Below are 19,906 nucleotides of genomic sequence, written 5' to 3'. Positions count from 1 at the left end.
TCGCGTAATTGGCCAGCATTGCTTCAATTTCCGTCCGCCGCCACCTGCATATACCCAACCGGCACCTCGCTATCAAACACGCCCGGCGCAAATTCGACATCGAACGCAAATCGATAGTCGATCTGCACACGGCCACCCAGCACCCGCATCTCCAGCGGCAACCCGTCCGCATCGGCCCATAGCTCGGTAGCGCTGCCGCCGAGATCGAGCAACCATCCCTGCGCCGACTGCCCGGCAATCGCGCGCTTTTCAGTCAGCGGCGTCGCCTTGCCGCTATAGCGCCGCAGCTTGTCCAGCCAGGCGATGTCGCTCCCGGTCGCCGCCACATGCGGCGCAATCGTGGCGACGACGGCCTGCTTTTCCTCATGCAGCAATGTCAGCACGCGACCGCGCGCCGGATCGACAACGATGCTGAGCGACTCCCCGATATCGGTCCGCGTCGCACCGGCCGCATCGACGCGCGTGCGCGAGGTCTGCATCACGTCGCCGCCATGGCGCTGCACCACGTCCATCTGCAGCGTGCGGAACTGGCGGAAATGCGCCTGCACCGCGGCAAATGCATCGCCTTGTCCCGACAGGAACGGCAGGCCGATCGCGAGCACGAGTGCGGCCATGGCGGTAAGCCCGGCCATTGCCCAGCGGCGCGCCGCCGGCCGCTGGCGTTGCGGACGGGCCTGCAATGCCGCGGTCAGGCGCAGTTGCGCGGCATCGACAGCGGCAGTGGGGACTTCCTGCGCCGCCTGCACGGCCTCGGCCAGTGCGGGCGAGAGTTTTTCTTCGGTCGGGATGGTCATGGCATAGCCTCCGTGACGGCGTCGCCCAGCCGCGCTTCGAGCCGCCGGCGCGCGCGATGCAGAGTGACGTGGGTGGTATTGCTGGTGATGGCGAGAACGCGGGCGATGTCGTCGATCGCCATGCCTTCGAGGTAGCGCAGGCTGAAGCACTGCGCCTCGCGCGGCGACAGTTCTGCCATCGCTGCACGCAGGCGCCGCGCGCGTTCGTCGCTCAGGCCCGCATCTTCGGCCGAGGCCGCAGACTGCGGCGCCTGTGCGCGCCAGACCGGCAGGACGCGCCACCAGCGGCGCTGCTGGCGCTGGCGGTCGATGGCGCGGCGCACGGCGGCGGCAGTCAGGTAAGCAGGCCAGGAGGCAACATCGCTTGGCGGCTGTTCGAGCAGGCGCAGGAAAACGTCCTGCTGCACGTCTTCCGCCAGCGCCGCATCGCCGAGGATGCGGAACGCGGCACGGAATACCAGCGCGCCGTAGTGGCGCGCCAGCGCAGCGGGAGCATCGGTCCCGGGGTGTTCGGTCACGCCAGTCTCCAGTACTGCTATCGCAAGCATATCGGGCGCTCCTGCGCAGCGGGTCGGCCGGTATGACGTGCGAGGACGGGGAAACTTACAGCGGTCCGGCAAGGCGGGGCATTCCCCGGGGATCACGGCCGACCAGGTCCGGCCCCGTGCCTGGCAATACGTGTCGCTGTAAGTTTCGCCGCGCAGGGACGTCATTCCGGGCAAACCCGCCCCGGAGACCGTCCATGCAACTGCCCTACTCGCCGTCTTTCGCACGCCGCACCACCCTGTTCTTGCGCCTGCTCGCGACTGCCGCCTTTGCCATCGCGTCATCCGCCGCTGCCGTGCCACTGCCGACGACAGCAGCGCTCGATGCCGAAGTGGCGCGCGCGATGGAGGCCACTGGCGCGCGTGGCCTTGCGATAGCCGTCATCGACGACGGCCGCGTGCAGCAGGTGCGCGCCTATGGCCAGCGCAACGAGCGCGGCGATCCGCTGCAGACTGACACCGTCATGTACGGCGCATCGCTGACCAAGGCAGTGTTCGGCTATACGGTGATGCGCCTCGTCGACGAGGGCGTGCTCGATCTCGACCGGCCGATTGCCGAGCGGCTGGCGAAACCGTTGCCCGACTATCCCGACGAGGAAAAATACGCGCCCTGGTCGGGCCTTGCCGGCGACGAGCGCTGGCGGCAACTGACGCCACGCATGCTGCTGACCCACAGCGCCGGCTTTTCGAATTTCGCTTTCCTCGAGCCCGATGGCCGCTTGCGCATCCACTTCGAACCGGGCACGCGCTACGCCTACTCGGGAGAAGGCCTGATCCTGCTGCAGTTCGTGCTCGAACGCGGCCTTGGCATCGATCTGGGCGAAGCCACGCAGCGCCGCGTATTCGACCGGTTCGCGATGCCGAACTCCGGCCTGCGCTGGCGCCCCGATTTCGCCCGCAATCTCGCCGATGGCTGGCGTGCCGACGGCAGTGTCGAGCCACACGACGAACGTGGCAGGGTGCGTGTGTCCGGCTCGATGGATACGACGATTGCCGACTTCGCGAACTTCGCCGCGGCCTACGTGCGAGGCGACGGCCTGTCGACACGCAGCCGCGCCGAACTCGTGAAGCCGCAACTGCCGATCACGACGGCGAGCCAGTTTCCCACGCTGCAGGCCGAACTGCCGCTGGCGCAACGCTACCCGCAGCTGGCCGCCGGTCTCGGTGTCGTCGTCTTCGACGGCCCACAGGGCCGTGGATTCATGAAGGGCGGCCACAACGATTCGACCGGCAACACCCTGGTCTGCCTGGAACAGCGCCGCCGCTGCGTGGCGATTCTGGCCAATGATGTGCGAGCGGAAGCCGCCTTTCCCGCGCTGGTGCATTTCGTGCTCGGCGAGACCGGCGCACCGTGGCGCTGGGAATACGGCGATATGCCGTTCTGGACGCCTTCGCCGCGTCAACAAGGGGAGAAGTGAAATGGTGCGGAAATTCCTTCTGTCCGCGGCATTCGTCCTCGCCTCGCCGCTGCAGGCCCAGCCCGCACACGACGCCGGCAAGCTGGCCGAATTCAAGACGTTTGCACAGAACTATCGCACCGGGCGCTCGCTGCCCAGTTTTTCGTACGCCATCCTCAAGGGCGGCCGTATCGTCGCCGCGGAAAGCATGGGCTGGCAGGACCACGACGCCGAGGAACCCACGACGCCAAACACCAGCTATCTGGTGGCATCGATCACGAAGACCTTCACTGCGGCCACCCTGCTGGCGATGGACGCAGACGGCGTGATCGATCTCGACGACGATTTCACCACGCTGTCGGACTGGAAGCAGCGCTGCGAGGGGCTCGCGAGCAGCGGCAGCATTTTTGCCGGCGGCAAGGCGCTGGACGACGGCTACCTGCCGCCGAAGATCGACTGCAGCGCCCGCATCAGCCTGCGGCAGGTGCTGCAGATGCGCGTTCTCGGCAAACCGGGCAGCAACTTCCTCTACAACCCCATCGTATTCGGCCGGCTTGCCAACTGGGTGGAACAGAAAACGGGCAAGCCGTTCGACCAGTGGGTGCGGCGCTACGTGATCGACAAGGCGAAGCTCGGCAACATCGCCGCCGGCTGGCGCGACGCCAAGGGCGCGATGGCGCTGGTCAACCTCGCGCCGCCGTTCCGCCATGCCAAGGACGGGCCGGATAGCCTCGAACCTGCGCCGCTGCCCAATCCCGAGATGAATGCCTCCAGCGGCATCGTCGCCAGCGCAACCAGCCTGGCGGAATACTCGCTGGCCCTTGACCAGGGACGCATTCTGCCGCCGTCGCTGCTGCAGCAGATGTGGACGCCGCCGACCGATGCCGACGGCAAACCGGCCAGCTATGCCTATGGCTGGTGGACCCAGCACTGGCGCGGACAGCGCCTGGTCTGGCATGCGGGCCGCTGGCCCGACGCCTACGCCGGCCTGCTGCTCAAGCTGCCGGACAAGGGGCTGACCCTGGTAGCGCTGGGCAATACCGACGGCCTCAGCTGGCCTGGCCGGCTGCAGGTGGCAGAAGTGGAGAAGAATCCGCTTGCGCTGAAATTCCTTGAGCTGTTTGCGGCGGACTGAAGGATGAGTGGCCGGGATTGGGCGGGGTTTTCGATGGGGTTTCGATTCGGGGTTTCGAGGGGGGACATCCAATGGGTTCGTCGCTTCACCGCGCTTCGGCTCGGCGCAGTGCAGGCTCCGCCGGCCTTATCCAAACTTGACCACGCGCGATGCAATCGCCACCGTCGAAGCCTTCGCCCTTGAAAAGCGCGCGTTGCATGAAACCCACTCCTCTGCTGCTGTCCGCCAGCCTCGCGGCAGCGCACTGCTTCACGCAGGCCAGCCAGGCCGCCTCTGTTCCGGACAACGGCAACCGCGCCGCCAGCCAGTCCACAACCGTTGCTGCGACCACGGGCGCAGCCATAGCAAAGCTCTATGCCCTCGACTGCGGCCGCGTGGAAATGGCCGACACCGGCTTTCTCGCCGACGACGGATCGCTCAAGGGTGTGCCGGGCAAATCCGTAGTGCCCTGCTTCGTCATCCGGCATCCGCGCGGCGATCTGATCTGGGATACGGGCTTGCCGGACGAGACGGCGAAGAAAACGCCGGAACCCGATGCCGCATTCCGGTTTTCGCTGAAACAGACGCTGGGCGAAACGCTGAAAACGATTGGCTTGACGCCGTCGTCATTCAAGTACGTGTCGTTCTCGCACCTTCACTTCGACCACGCAGGCAACGGCAATCTGTTCGCCGGCGCCACCTGGATCGTCGACCGGCAGGAATTGCAGAACGCGTTCTCGGTGACGGCCAAGGAACGCGGCGAAAGCCCACACTACGACAAACTGAAAGCAGCCAGGAAGATCGTGATCGGCGATAACAGCCCGTACGATGTCTTCGGCGACGGCAGCGTGGTCATCCATCGCGCGCCGGGGCATACGGCCGGCCACTCGATGCTGCTGGTGCGCACGGCGCGCAGCGGCGCGGTGTTGTTGACAGGCGATTTGTGGATCTTGAAAGAATCGCAGGAACGCCGCCTTGTGCCTATCTATAACAGCAGCCGCGAACAGACCCTGCAGTCGATGGCCTATGCGGAAGCGTTGGCGCAGAAGACCGGCGCGACAATTGTCCGGCAGCACGTACCCGAAGATTTCGACACGCTGCCGGTCTTTCCGGCAGCGTTGGAATGACCCCAGAACGCAGGGTGGGGCAAGCCGCCAGGCGCGCGCCAACATCGCGGCGGCAGGCCATCGCCCCCCTGCCGAAGGAATAACTGCCACTCCGGGATGCAATCGGAAACATGCTTCGGCAGCGTCTTTTCGGCATAGTGAGGCCTCGGCGCCGGAATGCGCCTGGCATCGCACAGAGCCCGATTTTTCCTCTCCGTCGACTCGTTTTTGCGCAACGGAGAGGAAAAATCAGGCAACGTTGATGGACAACACCGCTTCGACGCCCGCAGCGGCAGGTACGGCCATGAACAACACCTCGACACTGCTTGTACGCGCCTATCGCGATAGCGACTGGGCCCGCCTCTGCACCATCCACGATGCGGCGCGGCTGGACGAACTGCGCCAAAGCGCCGGCACCGCCGCGTTTCTGCCATTGGCGCAGGCCGCAGCCAGCGAAGGGCTGTTCGATGCGCAGGTCTGCGTAGCAGAACGCGATGGCCAGGTTGCCGGCTTCGTCGCGTTCAAGGACGACGAGTTGACCTGGCTGTATGTCGATCCCGCGTTGTACCGGCGCGGCGTGGGCCGGGCACTGCTGCGGCACGCGGTCGCCAGTGCGCGCGCACCGTTGACGCTGGAAGTGCTCGAAGGCAACGACGCGGCGCTGCACTTTTATCTGGCCGAAGGCTTTCGCCTGGAGCGGCGGGTGGAAGGCCACCTGGCGGGGAACGAGGCGTTTGCGGCGGTGGGGCTGGTGCTGTGCCATAGGCCGGGCGAAACGGCGGCAGATTTCACCGCGGCGTAGACCATCCGCGCCGGCCCCGGCGTCGGCCGATGTGATCATCGGCGGCACGCTTTTTCGGTAGCACCGTCATGCCTAAGAACAAAACTTTGCCATCGCGATGGCATACACCGCCGCACTTCTTCCGTCCCAGCAGACGTGTCGTGCGGGAAGAGGTGCGGCTAGCTAAACAGGCGATGTTTTTCAGCAACGACTAAGGACTGCCCAGACACTGCAGCGGCAGGAAACAAGCAAGCATGGCAGAACTATACCGTTCCGTACGTCCGGTTCGATTCCCCTGCCCTTAACATCTTTCAAACACTTGCCTCTCACTCCCCCGGCATCCTCAGCGTCAGCCGCGCTGCGCACACATCCTCCCCATGTGCCAACTTACCCCACTGAAATACGCTTAAGTCTGTAAATCTTGCCCTGTTGCCTCCCGGCTGCGAGGAATGCTGTTGTCGCGACACCGGGAAAGTTCTTTGTAACCCCTCCTCTCCCTCGCTACTGTCCGCCCCATGCCTGCCATTCCAGCCCCCGATATCACCGCCTTGCTGGTCAAGTGGCGCGAAGGTGATCGCGCCGCGGAAAGTCAATTGATGAATGCCGTCTACCCGGTGCTGCGCGATCTGGCGCAGGCGCGGCTGCGGCGCTGCATCGGCGATTTCACCTTCAGTGCGACGGAGCTGGCGAACGAGGCGTATGCGCGCCTGGCCCGCGCCGACTACCTGGATTTCCACGACCGTACGCATTTCTATGCCGTCGCGGCGCGGGCGATCCGCAATTTCGTGGTCGATCATCTGCGCGCCCGCAGCAGCGAGAAGCGCGGCGGTGGCCTGCCCTTCGTCGGCCTGGAACAGGTCGATGCGGAAGGCGGCGAAGACCTGATCGACCTGCGCACCGACTGGCTGGCTGTGCACGATGCCCTGACCCGGCTGGAAGCGATCGACGGCGAATGTGCGCAGCTGGTGGAGCTGAAGTTCTTCTCCGGACTGACCACCGAGGAGATCGCCGAAGCCAGCGGCGTGTCGCGCGCGACGGTGGTGCGCAACTGGCGCTTCGCCAAGGCCTGGCTGATGGATCAGCTGCAGCCTTCGCGCTGATTGCGCGCCGCTGCCCCGGCAACAGTGTGTCGCTTGCCTTGCACCGACGGCCTTGAAGTCCTTCCATGCCCAGCCGCGCTTTTCATCGCATCAAGCAGTGGTTCGACCTTCTGGTCGAGTTGCCCGACGCCGAGCGCGAGGCTTTCCTGGCCAGCGAGCCGGGGCTGGACGATAGCGCGCGCCGGCAATTGCGCGATCTGCTGCACGCCGACGGCGCCGCCGGCCCGCTGACCGCGCGCAGTGCGGTACGCGATACGGCACGCGAGCCGATGCGCGGCCAGGCCTTGCTGGGCCGGCGCATCGGCGCGTTCGAGATTCGCCGCGCCCTGGGCCAGGGCGGCATGGGCAGTGTCTGGCTGGCCGAGCGCGTCGACGGCGAGGTGGAACAGCAGGTCGCCATCAAGGTGATACGGCCGGAAGTGCTGGATGCGAACACGCTGGCGCGCTTCCGCCTGGAGCGCCAGCTGCTGGCCCTGCTGCAGCATCCGGATATTCCGACCATGCTCGACCTGGGCGAGCTGGACGACGGCAGTCCCTACGCCATCATGGAATACGTTGCGGGCGATCCGATCGATCGCTATGCGGTGGCGCACAAGCTGGGGCTGGAGCCGCGCCTGCGCCTGCTGCTGCAGGTCTGCGAGGTGGTGGCTTACGCGCATCGCAACATGATCGTGCATCGCGATCTGAAGCCGGGCAACGTGCTGGTGGATACCGAGGGCCATCCCAAGCTGCTGGATTTCGGCATTGCCAAGCCGCTGCTGGGCCAGGTCGGCGCCATCGATGTGGAACAGACCGTCGCGGCGCAGCGTTTCGTCTCGCTCAGCCATGCGGCGCCGGAGCAGTTGCGCGGCGGTGCGATCGGTGCAGCCTGCGATGTCTACGGCCTGGGCGTGCTGCTGTACGAGCTGCTCGCCGGTGCGCCGCCGTTCGTGCTGGGGCAGCGCACGCCAGCGCAGCTGGAATACGAGATCTGCGATGTCGATCCGCCGCCGCCGAGCCGGCGCGCCGACAACGACGCGCGCGGTGCCCGTTTCGCCGTGCCGCGCGACCTGGACCTGATCGCGCTGCGCTGCCTGCGCAAGCGGCCGGAAGACCGCTACGCCTCGGTCGATCAGCTGGCCGGCGATCTGCGCCGTTTTCTCGATGGCCAGCCGGTGCTGGCGCGGCGTGGCAATCTGTTCTACCGCGTCGGCCGTTTCGTCGCGCGCCATCGGGTGGCGGTGACCTTGTCGGCACTGCTGCTCGGCAGCGGCCTGCTCGGCAGCGTGCTGCTGTGGCGCCAGCACCTGGCCACGGTGGAGCAGCAATTGCGCGCCGACGAAATGAGCAATCTGATCATGGATGCGCTGCGTTCGGCCGACCCTGGCGGCAATTCCACCAAAGACCTTACTGCTCGCGATGTGTTCGAACGCGTTGCTGCGCAGGCCCAGGCCAGCCCGCAGCTCAGCTCGCGCTCGCGTGCCCGCGTGCTGGTGGCGATTGCGCGCATCGACCTGGAACTGGGCCAGTACCGTCAGGCCGAGACGCTGCTGGACCAAGTCGACACAACGACGCTGGATTCACTACAACGCAGCGAATGGGATTTGTTGCAGGCGCGCACGCAGCTCTACCTCGCCCACTACGACCGCGCACGCGAACTGCTGGCCCGGCCGCTGGCCGCCACGGCCGACGCCGACCTGGCCGCACGCTGGCGCCTGGCCCAGGCGTTTTCCCATTACGAGGCCGGCGACACGCGCAAGACGCTGGAGATCCTCGACACCATGGACCTCGCCGGCGCGCTGCCGGACACGCGCGAGGAGCGCAGCGAGCTGCGTTCCTGGACCCTGGTGCAACTCGGCCGCTCCGACGATGCGATCAAGGAGCAGGTGGAACTGCTCGCGATACAGCGCGTCCGCCTGGGCGAGCGCTCGCCGGCGGTCTACGACTCGCTGTCCAATCTGGCCTTCCTGCAGTTGCGCAGCGGTGCGATCGACCAGGCTGAGGCAACCATGAACGAGCTGTTCGTACTGGCCGACGCGATGTACAGCAAGACCTCGCTTCGCTATGCGCCGGCGCTGTCGCTGGCGCGCGGGCTGGCACGCGAACGCGGCAACCTGGCCAAGGCGATTGCGCTGGAAAAACAGGTGATCGCGATCAACCTCGACCAGATCGGCGAAAGCAGCCCGCACCTGGCGCGCAACTATTTCAACCTGGCCGATCTGTACGACCGCGACCATCAGGCCGACCAGGCGGAAGCGTATTTCCGCCATGCGCTGGACCAGGCCGAACGGGTCTGGCTGCCGTCGGACACCAATGTCGCGCTGTTTCGCATCAGCGCCGCCTGCTTCCTGGCCGAACGCGGCAAGCATGCCGAGGCCCAGGCGATCGTGCGGCGCGCCCTGGCCGACATCGAGGCCTATCCGGCGATCAAGCAATTCGACATCTTTTCGCTGGGCCTGGCGGTGGACGCGCTGAGCAGCTATGCCCTGGGCCGCAGCGAAATGCAGCGCCAGGCGCTGGCCGCGGCGCTGAAGGAAATCCGCGACGGTGCCGCCGACGCGGATACCGCGGCCTGGGCACAGCGCCTGATCGTCGTCGCCGCCGCACTGGGCGTGGAGCCCGCCGCATGAGCCGCCACGCGCTGCCGGCATACCGCCGGCAGCGCGTGGCTGTCGATATCAAAAGCCAATTAGCAACATGTCCATAACTCATTTTCGCCGCATACGCCGCCTGTTCGACGAACGGGTGGATCTGCCGCCGGGCGAACGCAGCGCGTAGCGATAAAAGTGCTGCAGTCCGCGCTACGCAATGCGGCCGTGCACGCGCACCCGCCGCGGGAACGGCCGTTGCCGGCGCGGCTGCAGCACCCGGCCGTCGCCGCGCTGCTGGATCTGGGCGAACCGGACGATGGCAGCGGCTATCTGGTGACCGAATACATCGACGGCCTGCCCATCGACCCGCACGTGCGCGAGCAGCGGCGGGCGCTGACGCCGCGCGAGCGACTGCGGCTGCCCCTGTGCGATGCGGTGGCACACGCCCATCGCCAGCGCATCGTGCATGGCGACATCAGGCCCGGCACTGTGCTGGTCGATCGCAACGGCCGGCCGAAACTGCTCGACGTCGCCATCGCCGAGTTGCGGCGGGATGCCGCCGGCGCAGCCGGCCTGCAGCAGACCGCAGTGGCGCCGCGGCCTGGCGCGCTGTCGCCAGCCGGCACGGGAGCCCTGTCCGGCGGTGTAGGCAGGCTGCGCTGACAGAGGCCGCGACCGCGACTGCCGGCTCTGGTATACGATGCCGCAATGACCGCATCCCGCCCTTCCCTGCAGCTCGCCACCACGCTGGCCTATGCCAAGGGCGGCTACAGCACCGCGCTGAGCCTGGGCAGCGGCGAATGTCCGCTCAACGTACTGCTGGATACCGGCAGCAGTACGCTGGCGGTCACGCCGGGGCGTTACGCGCCGCAGCAGGACAGCCGGCTCAAGGCCACCGCCCTGGCGCAGCAGGTAACCTACGGCAAGGGCGCCTGGGCAGGCCCGGTACTGCAGACGCAGGTCGGCTTCGGCCAGGGCGAGCACGCACGGCGCATCGACGACGCGGCATTTGCTTTCGTCGAAACCGATTCGCGCAGTTTCTTCCGCGACGCCGATGGCATTCTCGGCCTGGCGTACCGGCATCTGAACCCGGCGCACGACATGAGTACGCCCTTGCGCCGGCAAGGCCGCGAGCCGGCGCTGACCTGGCCCTGGCCGTATACGCTGGGCGATGCCGCAGCGCAGAGCGCCTTCAAGCAGGAACTGCTGCAGCAGCCCCGTGTCACCTTGCCGCCGCTGTTCCAGGCGCTGGCGCAGGAAGGCCTGGTCGCCGACGTCTTTGCGCTGCAGATCCAGCGCGCCGTCGTCCATGTGCTGGACGATGCCGCGACTGCCGGCAGCCTGGCGCGCGATCCGCTCAACCAGGGCGTGCTGGTGGTGGGCGGCGGCGAAGAATGCCAGTCGCTGTACCACGGCGCGCTGCAGGACATTCGCATCGTCCACGACCTGTACTACAACGCCAACCTCATCTCGGTACAGGTCGGCGACCAGGCGCCGATTGCCGCAGCGGCCCTGGCGCCGGCGGACGTCGCCGGCTATGCCAGCAACGCCATCATCGATACGGGCAGCAGTTTCATCGTGCTGGAAAACGCGCTGTACCAGGCCGTGGTTGCCGGCATCGCCGCGCACGATGCGCGCCTGCCCGGCCTGATCGACGCCTTCCGCCAGCGCTTCCAGAACGAACACGGCCTGGCCAATGCGGCCATCGATGTAGCCGACTGGCCGGCCCTGCATTTCCGCCTGGAATCCTGCAGCGGTGGCGAGGTCTGCCTGCGCTGCGAACCCAGCCATTATTGGCAGCGCAATGCGTTTCGCGCCGGCGAAAGCCTGTTCCTGCTGTTGCCGCAGCTGCCGCAGTGGCCGAACCAGAGCATTCTTGGCCTGCCCCTGCTCAGCGGCCGCTACTGCATCTTCGACCGGCGCGACCACGCTACCGGCCGCGTACGTGTCGCTGCCGCACGCTGAGCCGAACTGCAGCTTGGCCCGGTACTATCGGCCCGGGCATCGGCATTGGCCAGGTGGCCCACTACGGATGACACGCCACGCCCGCGCATGAACGACAACACCACCGCCACCGACATCACCGCACTGCTGGCGCAATGGCGCGACGGCGACGCCACGGCGCGGGAAAACCTGGCCGAAGCCGTCTATCCGGTGCTGCACGATATTGCCCATGCGCGCCTGCGTGCCAGCCGCAACCACCTCACCCTCAGCGCAACTGAGCTGGCCAACGAAACCTACGCGCGGCTGAGCCAGCACAACGCCATCGAATACCGCGACCGCGGCCATTTCTTCGCCGCGGCGGCGCGGGCGACGCGCCATTTTGTCATCGACTATGTGCGCTCGCGCGACAGCGACAAACGCGGCGGCGGCCTGCGCTTCGTCGGCCTGGACCAGGCCGGCGAAGAAGCCGGCGACGACCGCATCGACCTGCAGGTCGACTGGCTGGCGGTACACGCCGCGCTGGATGCGCTGGAGCGTATCGATGCCGCCTGCGCCCAGGTGGTCGAGCTGAAGTTCTTTTCCGGCATGACGACCGACGAAATCGCCGCCGCCAGCGGCATTTCCCGCGCCAGCGTGGTACGTCACTGGCGCTTTGCCAAGGTCTGGCTGGCCGATCGCCTGCGCCCGCTGGCCTGAAACGCCCGCGCCGCGCGCCGGCGCGTTGAAATCGGCGTCAGAAATTCAAAATCACGCCGAGGTGCATGCGCCTGCTACAGCGCCGCAGAGCCCTGTTCGCTGCGCGGGCGAACGACGCGGATCGCCGCCTGCCGCCCGGCTTGAACCGCATCGGCGAAGACACCCGCAGCCAAGCCGGAGCACCTGCCCGCCGTTACCGGCCCGGCCCAGCCGCTGCGAAGATGACCTGATCAATCGTTGAAATCCTTACAGGAATTGGTACGCAGCGCGCAATTGTACCGGTCACAGTGTCGCCCCCGACTTTCCATTCCATTGCGAATGGACACAGTTGCTGCGGATGATCAAAGCGCGGCTCCATGCCGCAAGTCTGTTGCAGCCCCGGCATGGTTCCGTCACTGACAGCGTTGTTCCCTAATGGACAATGCAAATTTATACTAGACACGCTGGGGATGTTTGCAATGAACCGTCACCGACTTGCCGCGGCAATTTCACTCGCCGTAGCCATGCAGTTCGCTTCCGCCACCACTCTTGAAACCGTGCGTCCGCAGCGCACGACGCCCGAAGCCCTTACCGATGCCGTCGTCGCCGACGCCGGCCTGCTGCTGTTGCGGTCCGGCGCCATCGATCCGCAACGCCAGCGCATCGACTTTTCCGCCACCGGCGCCGCCGCCGACGTGGCCTCCAGCCGCTATGCCATCGCCCAGTTCGATCCGGCCGACCGCACCGCGCGCGCGCGCCTGGAGAAACAGGGTTATCGCGTCGTCGCCTACATTCCCAACCGCGCCTACGTGGTGGAACTGAAAGCACAAGGCACGCTGGAACGCCTGCAGAGCAGTGCGCAGGTGCGCTGGGCCGGCATTTTCCAGCCCGGCATGAAGCTCGATCCGAACCTGTTCCTGGAAAACCGCGCCGAGCTGGCCAAGAGCCCCTACGGCGGCTATGAAGTCCAGGTATTCGGCTTCGCCGGCACGTCGGCCCGGCAGATCGCCGAAACCCTGCGCAAGAGCGCCGATGCGAGCCCGGTCGTGGTCAGCGAACATGACTCCCTGCCCACCGTTCGCGTGCGCGTGGCAGAGCAGAACCTGTCGCGCCTGGTAGTCGCGGCGACGGCGATGGAAGGCGTCTCCTTCGTCGGCCAGTACGTGCAGCCTTACCTCGACAATTCCGCCTCCATCGGTGCCGTCCAGGGCAATAACACCAACAACGCCGGTGCCGGCAGCGGCGCGCCGACCGCGCCGTCGCCGATGTTCGACCACAACCTGTTCGGCTCGGGCCAGATCGTGGCCTTGTCCGATTCCGGCGTCGATGCGAACGAAGCCTGGTTCACCACGCTGGACAAGGGCGCCGGCCCGGTCACCGCCATCCCGACGCCAGCCTCGCCGCTGCCGCCGGCCGTGCTGCCGCCGAACCCGACCAACAAGATCATCAACTATTGGATCCAGCCGGGCGCCACCGCCAACGACAACAACAACACCTGTCCCGGATCGCCCTCTTCGACGAGCTGGCACGGCACGCATGTCGCCGGCACCATCGCCGGCGATGCGGCCGGCACCTTCGGGGCGAGCAACTACCTCGCCTCGACGCCCACCGCGCTGAACCACGAACTGGCCGACGGCATGGCGCCGAACGCGCAGCTGCTGGTACAGGACATCGGCAACGACACCAGCGGCTGCCTGGCCGGCGGTGCAGTCAACGACATGTTCTCCCAGACCACCGGCGGCGGCGCCTTCATCCACAGCTCCAGCTGGGGCGCGCCGACGGCTGCCGCCTATTCGGCCAACGACGTTTCCGCCGACCAGGGCCTGCGTGACAACGAAGGCCTGCTGTTCGTCGTCTCCGCCGGCAACAGCGGCCCCGCGGTCGGCAGTACCGGCACGCCGGGCAATGCCAAGAACGCGCTGACGGTCGGCATGCTCGGCCATGCGGGCAGCCTGGCCATCAATTTCCAGAGCAGCCGCGGACCCACCGACGACGGCCGCATCAAGCCGGACATCACGGCGCCGGGCACGTCCATCGTTTCTGCCGCGGGCGATTCCAGCACCACGGCCAATCCCGAAGCGCCGGCGACCAAGGCGCTGACTGGCACCTCGATGGCCGCGCCGACGGTGTCGGGCTCCGCCGCACTGATGCGCCAGTTCTTCACCGAAGGCTTCTACCCGCGCGGCGCCAAGACCGCCGCCGACCAGTTCATCCCGGGCGGCATGGTGATGAAGGCGACCCTGCTCAACGGCACCAACCCGATCGCCGCCGGCTTCGGCGGCAACGACACCGGCTGGGGCCGCGCCTGGCTGGACGGTAATCTGTACTTCTCCACTACGCTGGCCGGCGGCGACGACAGCCGCCGCCTGCGCCTGTTCGAGCGCACCCAGCTGGCCGGCATGCGCACCGGCGAAGTACAGGAATACACCATTGCCAATGTCGCCGCCGGCCAGGAACTGCGCGCCACGCTGACCTGGTACGACGTGCCCGGCACGCCGGGCGCGGCGATTGCGCTGGTCAACAACCTCGACCTGGAAGTGGTCGGCCCCGGCGGCACCTACCTCGGCAACGTGCTGGCCGCTGGCGCGTCCATCACCGGTGGCGTAGCCGATGTGCGCAACACCGTCGAGCAGGTACGCCTGAGCGCGCCCACGGCCGGCAGCTATACCTTCCGCGTCAAGGCCACCAACGTGCCCGGCGACGGCAGTGCCAACAGCACGCGCCAGGGCTATGCGCTGGCGGTCAGCGGCAACTTCGGCCTGCCCGCCGCCGCCGCGCATCCGGCGCCGACGGCCACCACCGCGACCACGGTCGGCAATACCAGCAGCGTCGCCTTCACCGGTGCGGCGGGTGCGCAGAGCTACCAGCTCTACCGCGCCACCGGCACCTGTGCCACCGCCGCTGCGGGTAATTTCCACCTGGTCGGCACCGGTGCGGCCAGCCCGCTGATCGACACCACCGCCCAGGGCGGCTACAGCTACGCCTACACGATCCGCGGCGTGGCCGGCGATGTCGAAGGCGACGTGTCCAACTGCATCGACCTCACCTCGACCGCCGCCTGCACCTTGCAGCCGCAGTTCGACACCGACAGCTTCGCCATCGGCTCGACCGAAGGCAGCAACTGCCACATCGCCCTGGGCTGGCAGGCCGGCAGCAGCAACTGCCCGGCTTCGTCGATGGAATACAAAGTGGAACGCGATACCAGCCTGGCCTTCGCCGCGCCGGTCACGCTGGCCGCGGCCAATCCGGGCATTACCTTCGACGACACCACGCCGAATCCGGGCACGGCGTATTTCTATCGCGTCGAAGGCCGCGACGCAGCCGGCAACAGCGGCGGCTTCAGCGCCGTACTAGGCACTACGCCGGTCGGCCCCAACGGTGTCTCCAGCGACGACTATGCCGACAACGGCGACAGCAGCATCTACCTGCTGAGCGAATCGCCCTGGCACCTGAGCACGCTCAACCCGTCGCCGGGCGGCGGCCGCAACTACTTCATGGGTAACGAGTCCGGCACCTACGGCGGCGACCTGTGCAGTTCGGTCACCACGCCGAGCATCGCCGTGCAGGCCGGTGCGAGCACGCTGAACTTCAACGCGCGCTACGACATCGAGCACCGCTGGGACGGCGCCGTGATGGAAATCTCCACCGACAACGGCACGACCTGGGCCGACCTGCCGCCCGACGGCGGCTATCCCAGCTCGTTCGCCGATACCCAGGGCAACGGCTGCGGTTTCCCGAACACGCGCGGCGCGTTCAACGGGGTGACCACAGCCACCAGCAATGCCGATCCGGGCAATGGCACGGCGGTGGCGGTGTGGAAGCCGTTCACGCGTAACCTGAGCGCCTATGTCGGCCAGTCGATCAAGCTGCGCTGGCGCTTCTCGTCGGATTCGGCGGCGGAGTTCCAGGGCTTCTTCCTCGACGACGTCAATCTGGGCGGCACGGTCGTCGACCGTCTGTTCAAGAACGGCTTCGAAAGCGGACAGGTCAGCAGCTGCAACTGAAGTCCTTGAGGTAAGCGTACCGGCGGCGCTGCTACGGCAGCGCCGCTTTCGTTGGCAGGCCGCGACGCGCGGCGCCGCTGCCAAACAGTGACCGCTGCCACGACATACGGCAGCGCAGCGGCTAGTCTGCGGGGTCGAACGTTCGCCCGAGGACTTGCCGTATGCACACCCCGACCTTGCTTCTTGCGCTGGTACTCGCCGGCAGCGCTCTGCCCGCCCTAGCCGAACTGCCCAGCTACGCCCCGCCGCAACTGCAGGCGCGCAGCAATCTGCTGGTCAACGACAACGGCTACAACCTGCCGCCGGGCTCGTCCTTCAACAGCATCACGGCCGACATCGACGACGCCGGCCGCGTCGCCTTCGCGGTACAGGTCGTCCCCGACGGCGCCAGCAGCACACCCGGCATCTGGTTCGGCGGCAACGGCAGCGGCAGCATCGTGTTCCGCGGCCCGGTCGATGCGCTGGTGAGTTCCGCCGTGCGCATGAACGACGCCGGCCAAGTGGTGTTCACCCTGGTCGAGACCGGCAGCGCCGACGGCATCTACCGCTACGACGATGCGCTGCAGAGCGCCGAGCGCATCGGCACCGCACCGGTGTTTCCGAGCAGCTACAGCTCGGCGGCGATCAACAACAGCGGCGACATCGGCTTCCAGGGCAGTTTTGGCAGCGGCCGCGGCCATGCCTCGCGGGCCGCCGCGGGCGGCGCTGCGCTGCACGTGGTCGACCGCAGCGTCGATCCGGGCAGCAGCTATACCTACCTGTACACGCCCAACTTCGACGATGCGCGCACGATCGTGGCCAAGGTCGCCACCTCGGCCGACTTCACCACGGCGACCGAAATCCGCCGCTTCGCCAGCGACGGCAATTCGACCCGGCTGGCGGCCAATCGCGGCACCGACGCCGCCTCGCCGATCCGCCAGTTCGACAACTCGGTCGGCGTGAGCGACAGCGGCCGCGTGGCCTTCGTCGCCACGCGCTTCGCCGACAACCGGCGCGTGGTGTACCGCGTCGACGGCGCCGCATTGAGCGAGATCGCCGTGGTCGACCCGGCCGGCCTGGTGCGCGAGATCGACGCGTTCCCGCCCGCGATCACCGATGCCGGCCTGGTCGCCTTTCGCGGCAAGGACGAGGACGGCCAGGCCATCTTCGTCAGCGACGGCACGCAGCTGCAGCGGGCCGTCGGCAAGGGCGATGTGTTGCAGACTGACCTGGGCAAGGCGCAGATCGGCCAGAACAACAGCACCGACGCCGTATTTGCCGGCGCGCCCAGCCTCAACGACACCGGCGATCTTGCTTTTGTCGCCGCGCTGCACCCGGCCGGCGACAACCAGGTCGAATGGGGCAGCGGCGTATTCGTGGCGCGGGCGTCCGAGACGATCTTCGCCGACGGCTTCGAACAGGCGCTTTGAGCAAAACGACGGCGCGGTATCGATAACGAATTGGTAACGCGCCGTGTCGCCTAACTTTTTTCGAACAAGCCCGGCGCACCGCGTGGTTAGCGTGCCACCTCATTGAACGGCAATGGAGTGGCTATGCGTACTACAGAAACCGGCACGGGAATGCGGCCTGCGGCGGCGTTGACGCGGCGCCTGGCGAGCGCCCTGTGCCTGGCCAGCCTGATCGGCTCGGCCCCATCGTTCGCCGGCAATTGCGAATCCAATTTCAGCAAACAGGGCAATGCCTTCACCGGCAGCAGCTATCGCTCGTCAGTGGCGCTGGCCGACCTCAGCGTCGCCAGCGCCATCAACCAGATGCAGGCTACTGCGCTGGAAAAGAAAATGAACGTGCTCGCCGCCGATGCGGAAGGCGGCAGCCTGCTGATCGAAGAGCCGGAAACCTTCCAGCACAAACCCATTCCCATGATCGTCAGCGCGGCGCAGGAAAACAGCGTCACCACCGTGAGCCTGGAAGTGAAACTCGGCCGTGGCGCCTTGACCAAGGCCGACAGCATGCGCGAGGAAATCTGCAAGATGCTGGCGACGCTCAAGCCTGGCGCCGCCGGCGAGCGCGCCGCCAGGGACGCGGCCGCACGCACCGCCACCGCCGCGCCGGAAAAACTCGACGCGCTGGCGTTCTCGCTCAAGCTGGCCAACCAGGCCAACGAAAACCAGTCGACCATCAACCCGCGCTACAAAGGCAAGAAATACACCCTGACCGGGCGCGCGGCCTTCATCATGGAAGACGGCGACGACTACAACGTCGGCTTCGACATTCCCGAGCCCGGCGACATGCTGATCAAGCCCGGCCCGATGGGCGCGCAGTTCAAGGTCAGCATCAGCTGCATCATGGCGAAAAACCAGACCGCCTACGCGCTGACCCTGCGCGAGCGCGACAAGATTGTGCTGACCGGCACGTTCTCGCGTTACGACCAGTTCAAGCACGTGGTCTGGCTGGACGGTTGCGTCAAGGCGCTCTAAGCCGCTGGGCGCCGGCGACGCTGTGCCGGCAGCGTCGCCGGCAGATCAATCCGTCGTTACCGCAGGCTTGCCTTCGTGCTGCTCGGAGCGGAAGGCGTAGTCCTGGTGGAACGGCAGCGGCGTCGCCTTGCTTTTATAGCGCGTCGACACATCGCCGACGACCAGTTCGGTAGGCGGGCCAGGACGCAGTTCCACCAGTGGAGAAAACTGCCATTGCTGCACGGCAGCCTGCACGCTGGCAAAGAATGCGTCCGGCGCCGGGGCCTCTGCCGCGGCCAGGCGCTGCACGTCGGCAACCCGGCCTTGCGTATCGACGATCAGCCGCACCGCGACCCGCTGCGGCGGCAGGCGCTGCGCGAGCAAAGCAGGCGGACAGTCCGGCATGGCATTGTCGGGCCAGGCCTGCGGCGACTGGTATTGCACGTCGCCGTCGGCGACATGGCGATCGGCGGCCTGGGCGTCGATCAGGCTTGCCTGCACCTTGCCGTGGTTGGCCGGCGCCGCTGGCGTAGCAGCGGCAGGACGCGGCAGCGTCTGCGCGCAGGCCGCGAGGAACAACAGCGAAATCGGCAACAGGCTGCGCATCGACAGAATCTTCCTGGCCACGAAACCCTCCTGACAGCAATGGATGCAACACCTTCTGCCATCAGGCAGATAGCGCAACCGGCGACGCACGATAAGAACACGCCGCCGCCCTGCTGGCTTCCGCCGGCAGACGGCTCAGTGTTTGCGCCGCGCCGGTTTCGCCGCCGGCGCAGCGATTCCGGCCACGCTGCGCACCAGCCACAGCATCGCCGCCCGCGTGGCCTGCGCGTCGGCGCCGGCGTCGATTTCCAGCGCGGCACGATCGAACGCCGCTGCCAGCAGCGGCGCCAGCGCCGCGATCGATACGCTGCCCGCGCCGACCGCACAGGCGCGAAGCCCCTGGCGCAGGCTCGCCGCCGCATGCGCCTCGTCCAGCGCCAGCACTTCCTTCAGGCCGAGCACGGCCGGCCCTTCCAGCAACAGCAGGCGCGTGCGTCCGGCCACGCGCATCGCATCCAGATAGGCTTCGCTGCCGGCCAGCAGCGCTGACGGCGCATCGAGTCCGGGCGGACTGGCGGCTTCGATCTGCGCATGCGCCGCCTGCGCCTCGCGCAGCAGCACCTGGCGGAACAGATCGCGCTTGTCCACAAAGTGGTGATACAGCGCGCCGCGGGTGATGCCGGCGGCCACGCACACCTCGGGCGTGGAGGTATCGCCATAACCCTTGCGCACGAACAGCTCGCGTGCCGCATCGAGCAGGGCCAGTCGAGTGGCGTCGGTGCGGTCGCGGTTGCTGCGCGGTGCTGGCTTGACGGGCTCGGGTTTGGCAGGGCGGGCGCGCAACGGTGGCTTGGCTTTGCTTCTTGGCATACATACAGCCTGTATGTTAATTTCAATCCACATACAGTCTGTATGCAGAACCACGGAGACACAA

At 67.0% G+C, this 19,906-nt stretch carries 15 protein-coding genes and 1 pseudogene; 12 read left to right on the top strand and 4 right to left on the bottom strand.

Annotation, left to right across the window (positions count from 1 at the left end; genetic code table 11):
- Positions 1–23: 23 nt before the first annotated feature.
- Both DFR29_RS12615 and DFR29_RS12610 read right to left on the bottom strand, forming a co-directional pair.
- Entirely contained in the window at positions 24–794 is a 771-nt protein-coding gene (locus DFR29_RS12615) for a hypothetical protein (protein WP_133818972.1), read from the bottom strand.
- A complete protein-coding gene (locus tag DFR29_RS12610; protein ID WP_166654055.1) occupies positions 791–1,342 on the bottom strand; it encodes an RNA polymerase sigma factor in 552 nt (183 codons plus the stop codon). The genes DFR29_RS12615 and DFR29_RS12610 overlap by 4 nt, the downstream gene beginning before the upstream one ends.
- Before the next feature lie 194 nt (positions 1,343–1,536).
- On the opposite strand from DFR29_RS12610, the gene DFR29_RS12605 reads away from it, so the two are divergent.
- The 12 genes and pseudogenes from DFR29_RS12605 (at position 1,537) to DFR29_RS12550 (ending at position 18,447) form a co-directional block, all read left to right on the top strand.
- Positions 1,537–2,757, top strand: a complete 1,221-nt coding sequence (locus DFR29_RS12605; RefSeq protein ID WP_133818970.1) for a serine hydrolase domain-containing protein — start codon at positions 1,537–1,539, stop codon at positions 2,755–2,757.
- 1 nt (position 2,758) lies between these two features.
- Complete coding sequence (locus DFR29_RS12600; RefSeq protein WP_166654054.1) at positions 2,759–3,871, top strand: serine hydrolase domain-containing protein; 1,113 nt, start codon at positions 2,759–2,761, stop codon at positions 3,869–3,871.
- Between the two features lie 197 nt (positions 3,872–4,068).
- Positions 4,069–4,977 (top strand): N-acyl homoserine lactonase family protein, encoded by a 909-nt coding sequence (locus DFR29_RS12595; RefSeq protein ID WP_133818968.1) that lies wholly within the window; start codon positions 4,069–4,071, stop codon positions 4,975–4,977.
- 241 nt (positions 4,978–5,218) lie between these two features.
- The gene (locus DFR29_RS12590) at positions 5,219–5,758 is read left to right on the top strand and encodes a GNAT family N-acetyltransferase (protein ID WP_243746038.1); all 540 of its coding nucleotides are present in this window, start codon (positions 5,219–5,221) and stop codon (positions 5,756–5,758) included.
- Between the two features lie 494 nt (positions 5,759–6,252).
- Positions 6,253–6,837, top strand: coding sequence for an ECF-type sigma factor (locus DFR29_RS12585; RefSeq protein ID WP_133818967.1), 585 nt, complete (start codon positions 6,253–6,255; stop codon positions 6,835–6,837).
- Between the two features lie 65 nt (positions 6,838–6,902).
- Entirely contained in the window at positions 6,903–9,446 is a 2,544-nt protein-coding gene (locus tag DFR29_RS12580) for a serine/threonine-protein kinase (RefSeq protein WP_133818966.1), read from the top strand.
- Positions 9,447–9,584: 138 nt separating this feature from the next.
- Positions 9,585–10,070, top strand: a pseudogene (locus tag DFR29_RS12575) (protein kinase domain-containing protein); the annotation flags it as partial.
- A 45-nt stretch (positions 10,071–10,115) separates the two neighbouring features.
- Positions 10,116–11,372, top strand: a complete 1,257-nt coding sequence (locus DFR29_RS12570) for a pepsin-like aspartic protease (protein WP_133818964.1) — start codon at positions 10,116–10,118, stop codon at positions 11,370–11,372.
- Positions 11,373–11,459: 87 nt separating this feature from the next.
- Positions 11,460–12,047, top strand: a complete 588-nt coding sequence (locus tag DFR29_RS12565) for an ECF-type sigma factor (RefSeq protein ID WP_133818963.1) — start codon at positions 11,460–11,462, stop codon at positions 12,045–12,047.
- 458 nt (positions 12,048–12,505) lie between these two features.
- Positions 12,506–16,030, top strand: coding sequence for a S8 family serine peptidase (locus DFR29_RS12560; RefSeq protein WP_166654052.1), 3,525 nt, complete (start codon positions 12,506–12,508; stop codon positions 16,028–16,030).
- A 161-nt stretch (positions 16,031–16,191) separates the two neighbouring features.
- Positions 16,192–17,439: a hypothetical protein gene (locus DFR29_RS12555; RefSeq protein ID WP_133818961.1), complete on the top strand. Its 1,248-nt coding sequence runs from the start codon at positions 16,192–16,194 to the stop codon at positions 17,437–17,439.
- A 123-nt stretch (positions 17,440–17,562) separates the two neighbouring features.
- Complete coding sequence (locus DFR29_RS12550; RefSeq protein ID WP_133818960.1) at positions 17,563–18,447, top strand: hypothetical protein; 885 nt, start codon at positions 17,563–17,565, stop codon at positions 18,445–18,447.
- A 45-nt stretch (positions 18,448–18,492) separates the two neighbouring features.
- Here the strand turns inward: DFR29_RS12550 and DFR29_RS12545 are convergent, their stop codons facing one another.
- Positions 18,493–19,053, bottom strand: a complete 561-nt coding sequence (locus tag DFR29_RS12545) for a hypothetical protein (protein ID WP_133818959.1) — start codon at positions 19,051–19,053, stop codon at positions 18,493–18,495.
- A 114-nt stretch (positions 19,054–19,167) separates the two neighbouring features.
- On the bottom strand, positions 19,168–19,842 hold the full coding sequence (locus DFR29_RS12540) for a TetR/AcrR family transcriptional regulator (protein WP_133818958.1): 675 nt from the start codon (positions 19,840–19,842) through the stop codon (positions 19,168–19,170).
- Between the last annotated feature and the right edge of the window lie 64 nt (positions 19,843–19,906).

It is taken from the genome of Tahibacter aquaticus (assembly GCF_004363655.1).
Taxonomy (GTDB): Bacteria; Pseudomonadota; Gammaproteobacteria; order Xanthomonadales; family Rhodanobacteraceae; genus Tahibacter; species Tahibacter aquaticus.
The sequence above is the reverse complement of the archived record's forward strand: the minus strand, read 5'-3'. Positions and strand labels throughout refer to the sequence as shown.

Coding starts and splice junctions, on each gene's coding strand:
- DFR29_RS12615 (WP_133818972.1), bottom strand. CDS start 794: ATGACCATCCCGACCGAAGAAAAACTCTCGCCCGCACTGGCCGAGGCC.
- DFR29_RS12610 (WP_166654055.1), bottom strand. CDS start 1,342: ATGCTTGCGATAGCAGTACTGGAGACTGGCGTGACCGAACACCCCGGG.
- DFR29_RS12605 (WP_133818970.1), top strand. CDS start 1,537: ATGCAACTGCCCTACTCGCCGTCTTTCGCACGCCGCACCACCCTGTTC.
- DFR29_RS12600 (WP_166654054.1), top strand. CDS start 2,759: ATGGTGCGGAAATTCCTTCTGTCCGCGGCATTCGTCCTCGCCTCGCCG.
- DFR29_RS12595 (WP_133818968.1), top strand. CDS start 4,069: ATGAAACCCACTCCTCTGCTGCTGTCCGCCAGCCTCGCGGCAGCGCAC.
- DFR29_RS12590 (WP_243746038.1), top strand. CDS start 5,219: ATGGACAACACCGCTTCGACGCCCGCAGCGGCAGGTACGGCCATGAAC.
- DFR29_RS12585 (WP_133818967.1), top strand. CDS start 6,253: ATGCCTGCCATTCCAGCCCCCGATATCACCGCCTTGCTGGTCAAGTGG.
- DFR29_RS12580 (WP_133818966.1), top strand. CDS start 6,903: ATGCCCAGCCGCGCTTTTCATCGCATCAAGCAGTGGTTCGACCTTCTG.
- DFR29_RS12570 (WP_133818964.1), top strand. CDS start 10,116: ATGACCGCATCCCGCCCTTCCCTGCAGCTCGCCACCACGCTGGCCTAT.
- DFR29_RS12565 (WP_133818963.1), top strand. CDS start 11,460: ATGAACGACAACACCACCGCCACCGACATCACCGCACTGCTGGCGCAA.
- DFR29_RS12560 (WP_166654052.1), top strand. CDS start 12,506: ATGAACCGTCACCGACTTGCCGCGGCAATTTCACTCGCCGTAGCCATG.
- DFR29_RS12555 (WP_133818961.1), top strand. CDS start 16,192: ATGCACACCCCGACCTTGCTTCTTGCGCTGGTACTCGCCGGCAGCGCT.
- DFR29_RS12550 (WP_133818960.1), top strand. CDS start 17,563: ATGCGTACTACAGAAACCGGCACGGGAATGCGGCCTGCGGCGGCGTTG.
- DFR29_RS12540 (WP_133818958.1), bottom strand. CDS start 19,842: ATGCCAAGAAGCAAAGCCAAGCCACCGTTGCGCGCCCGCCCTGCCAAA.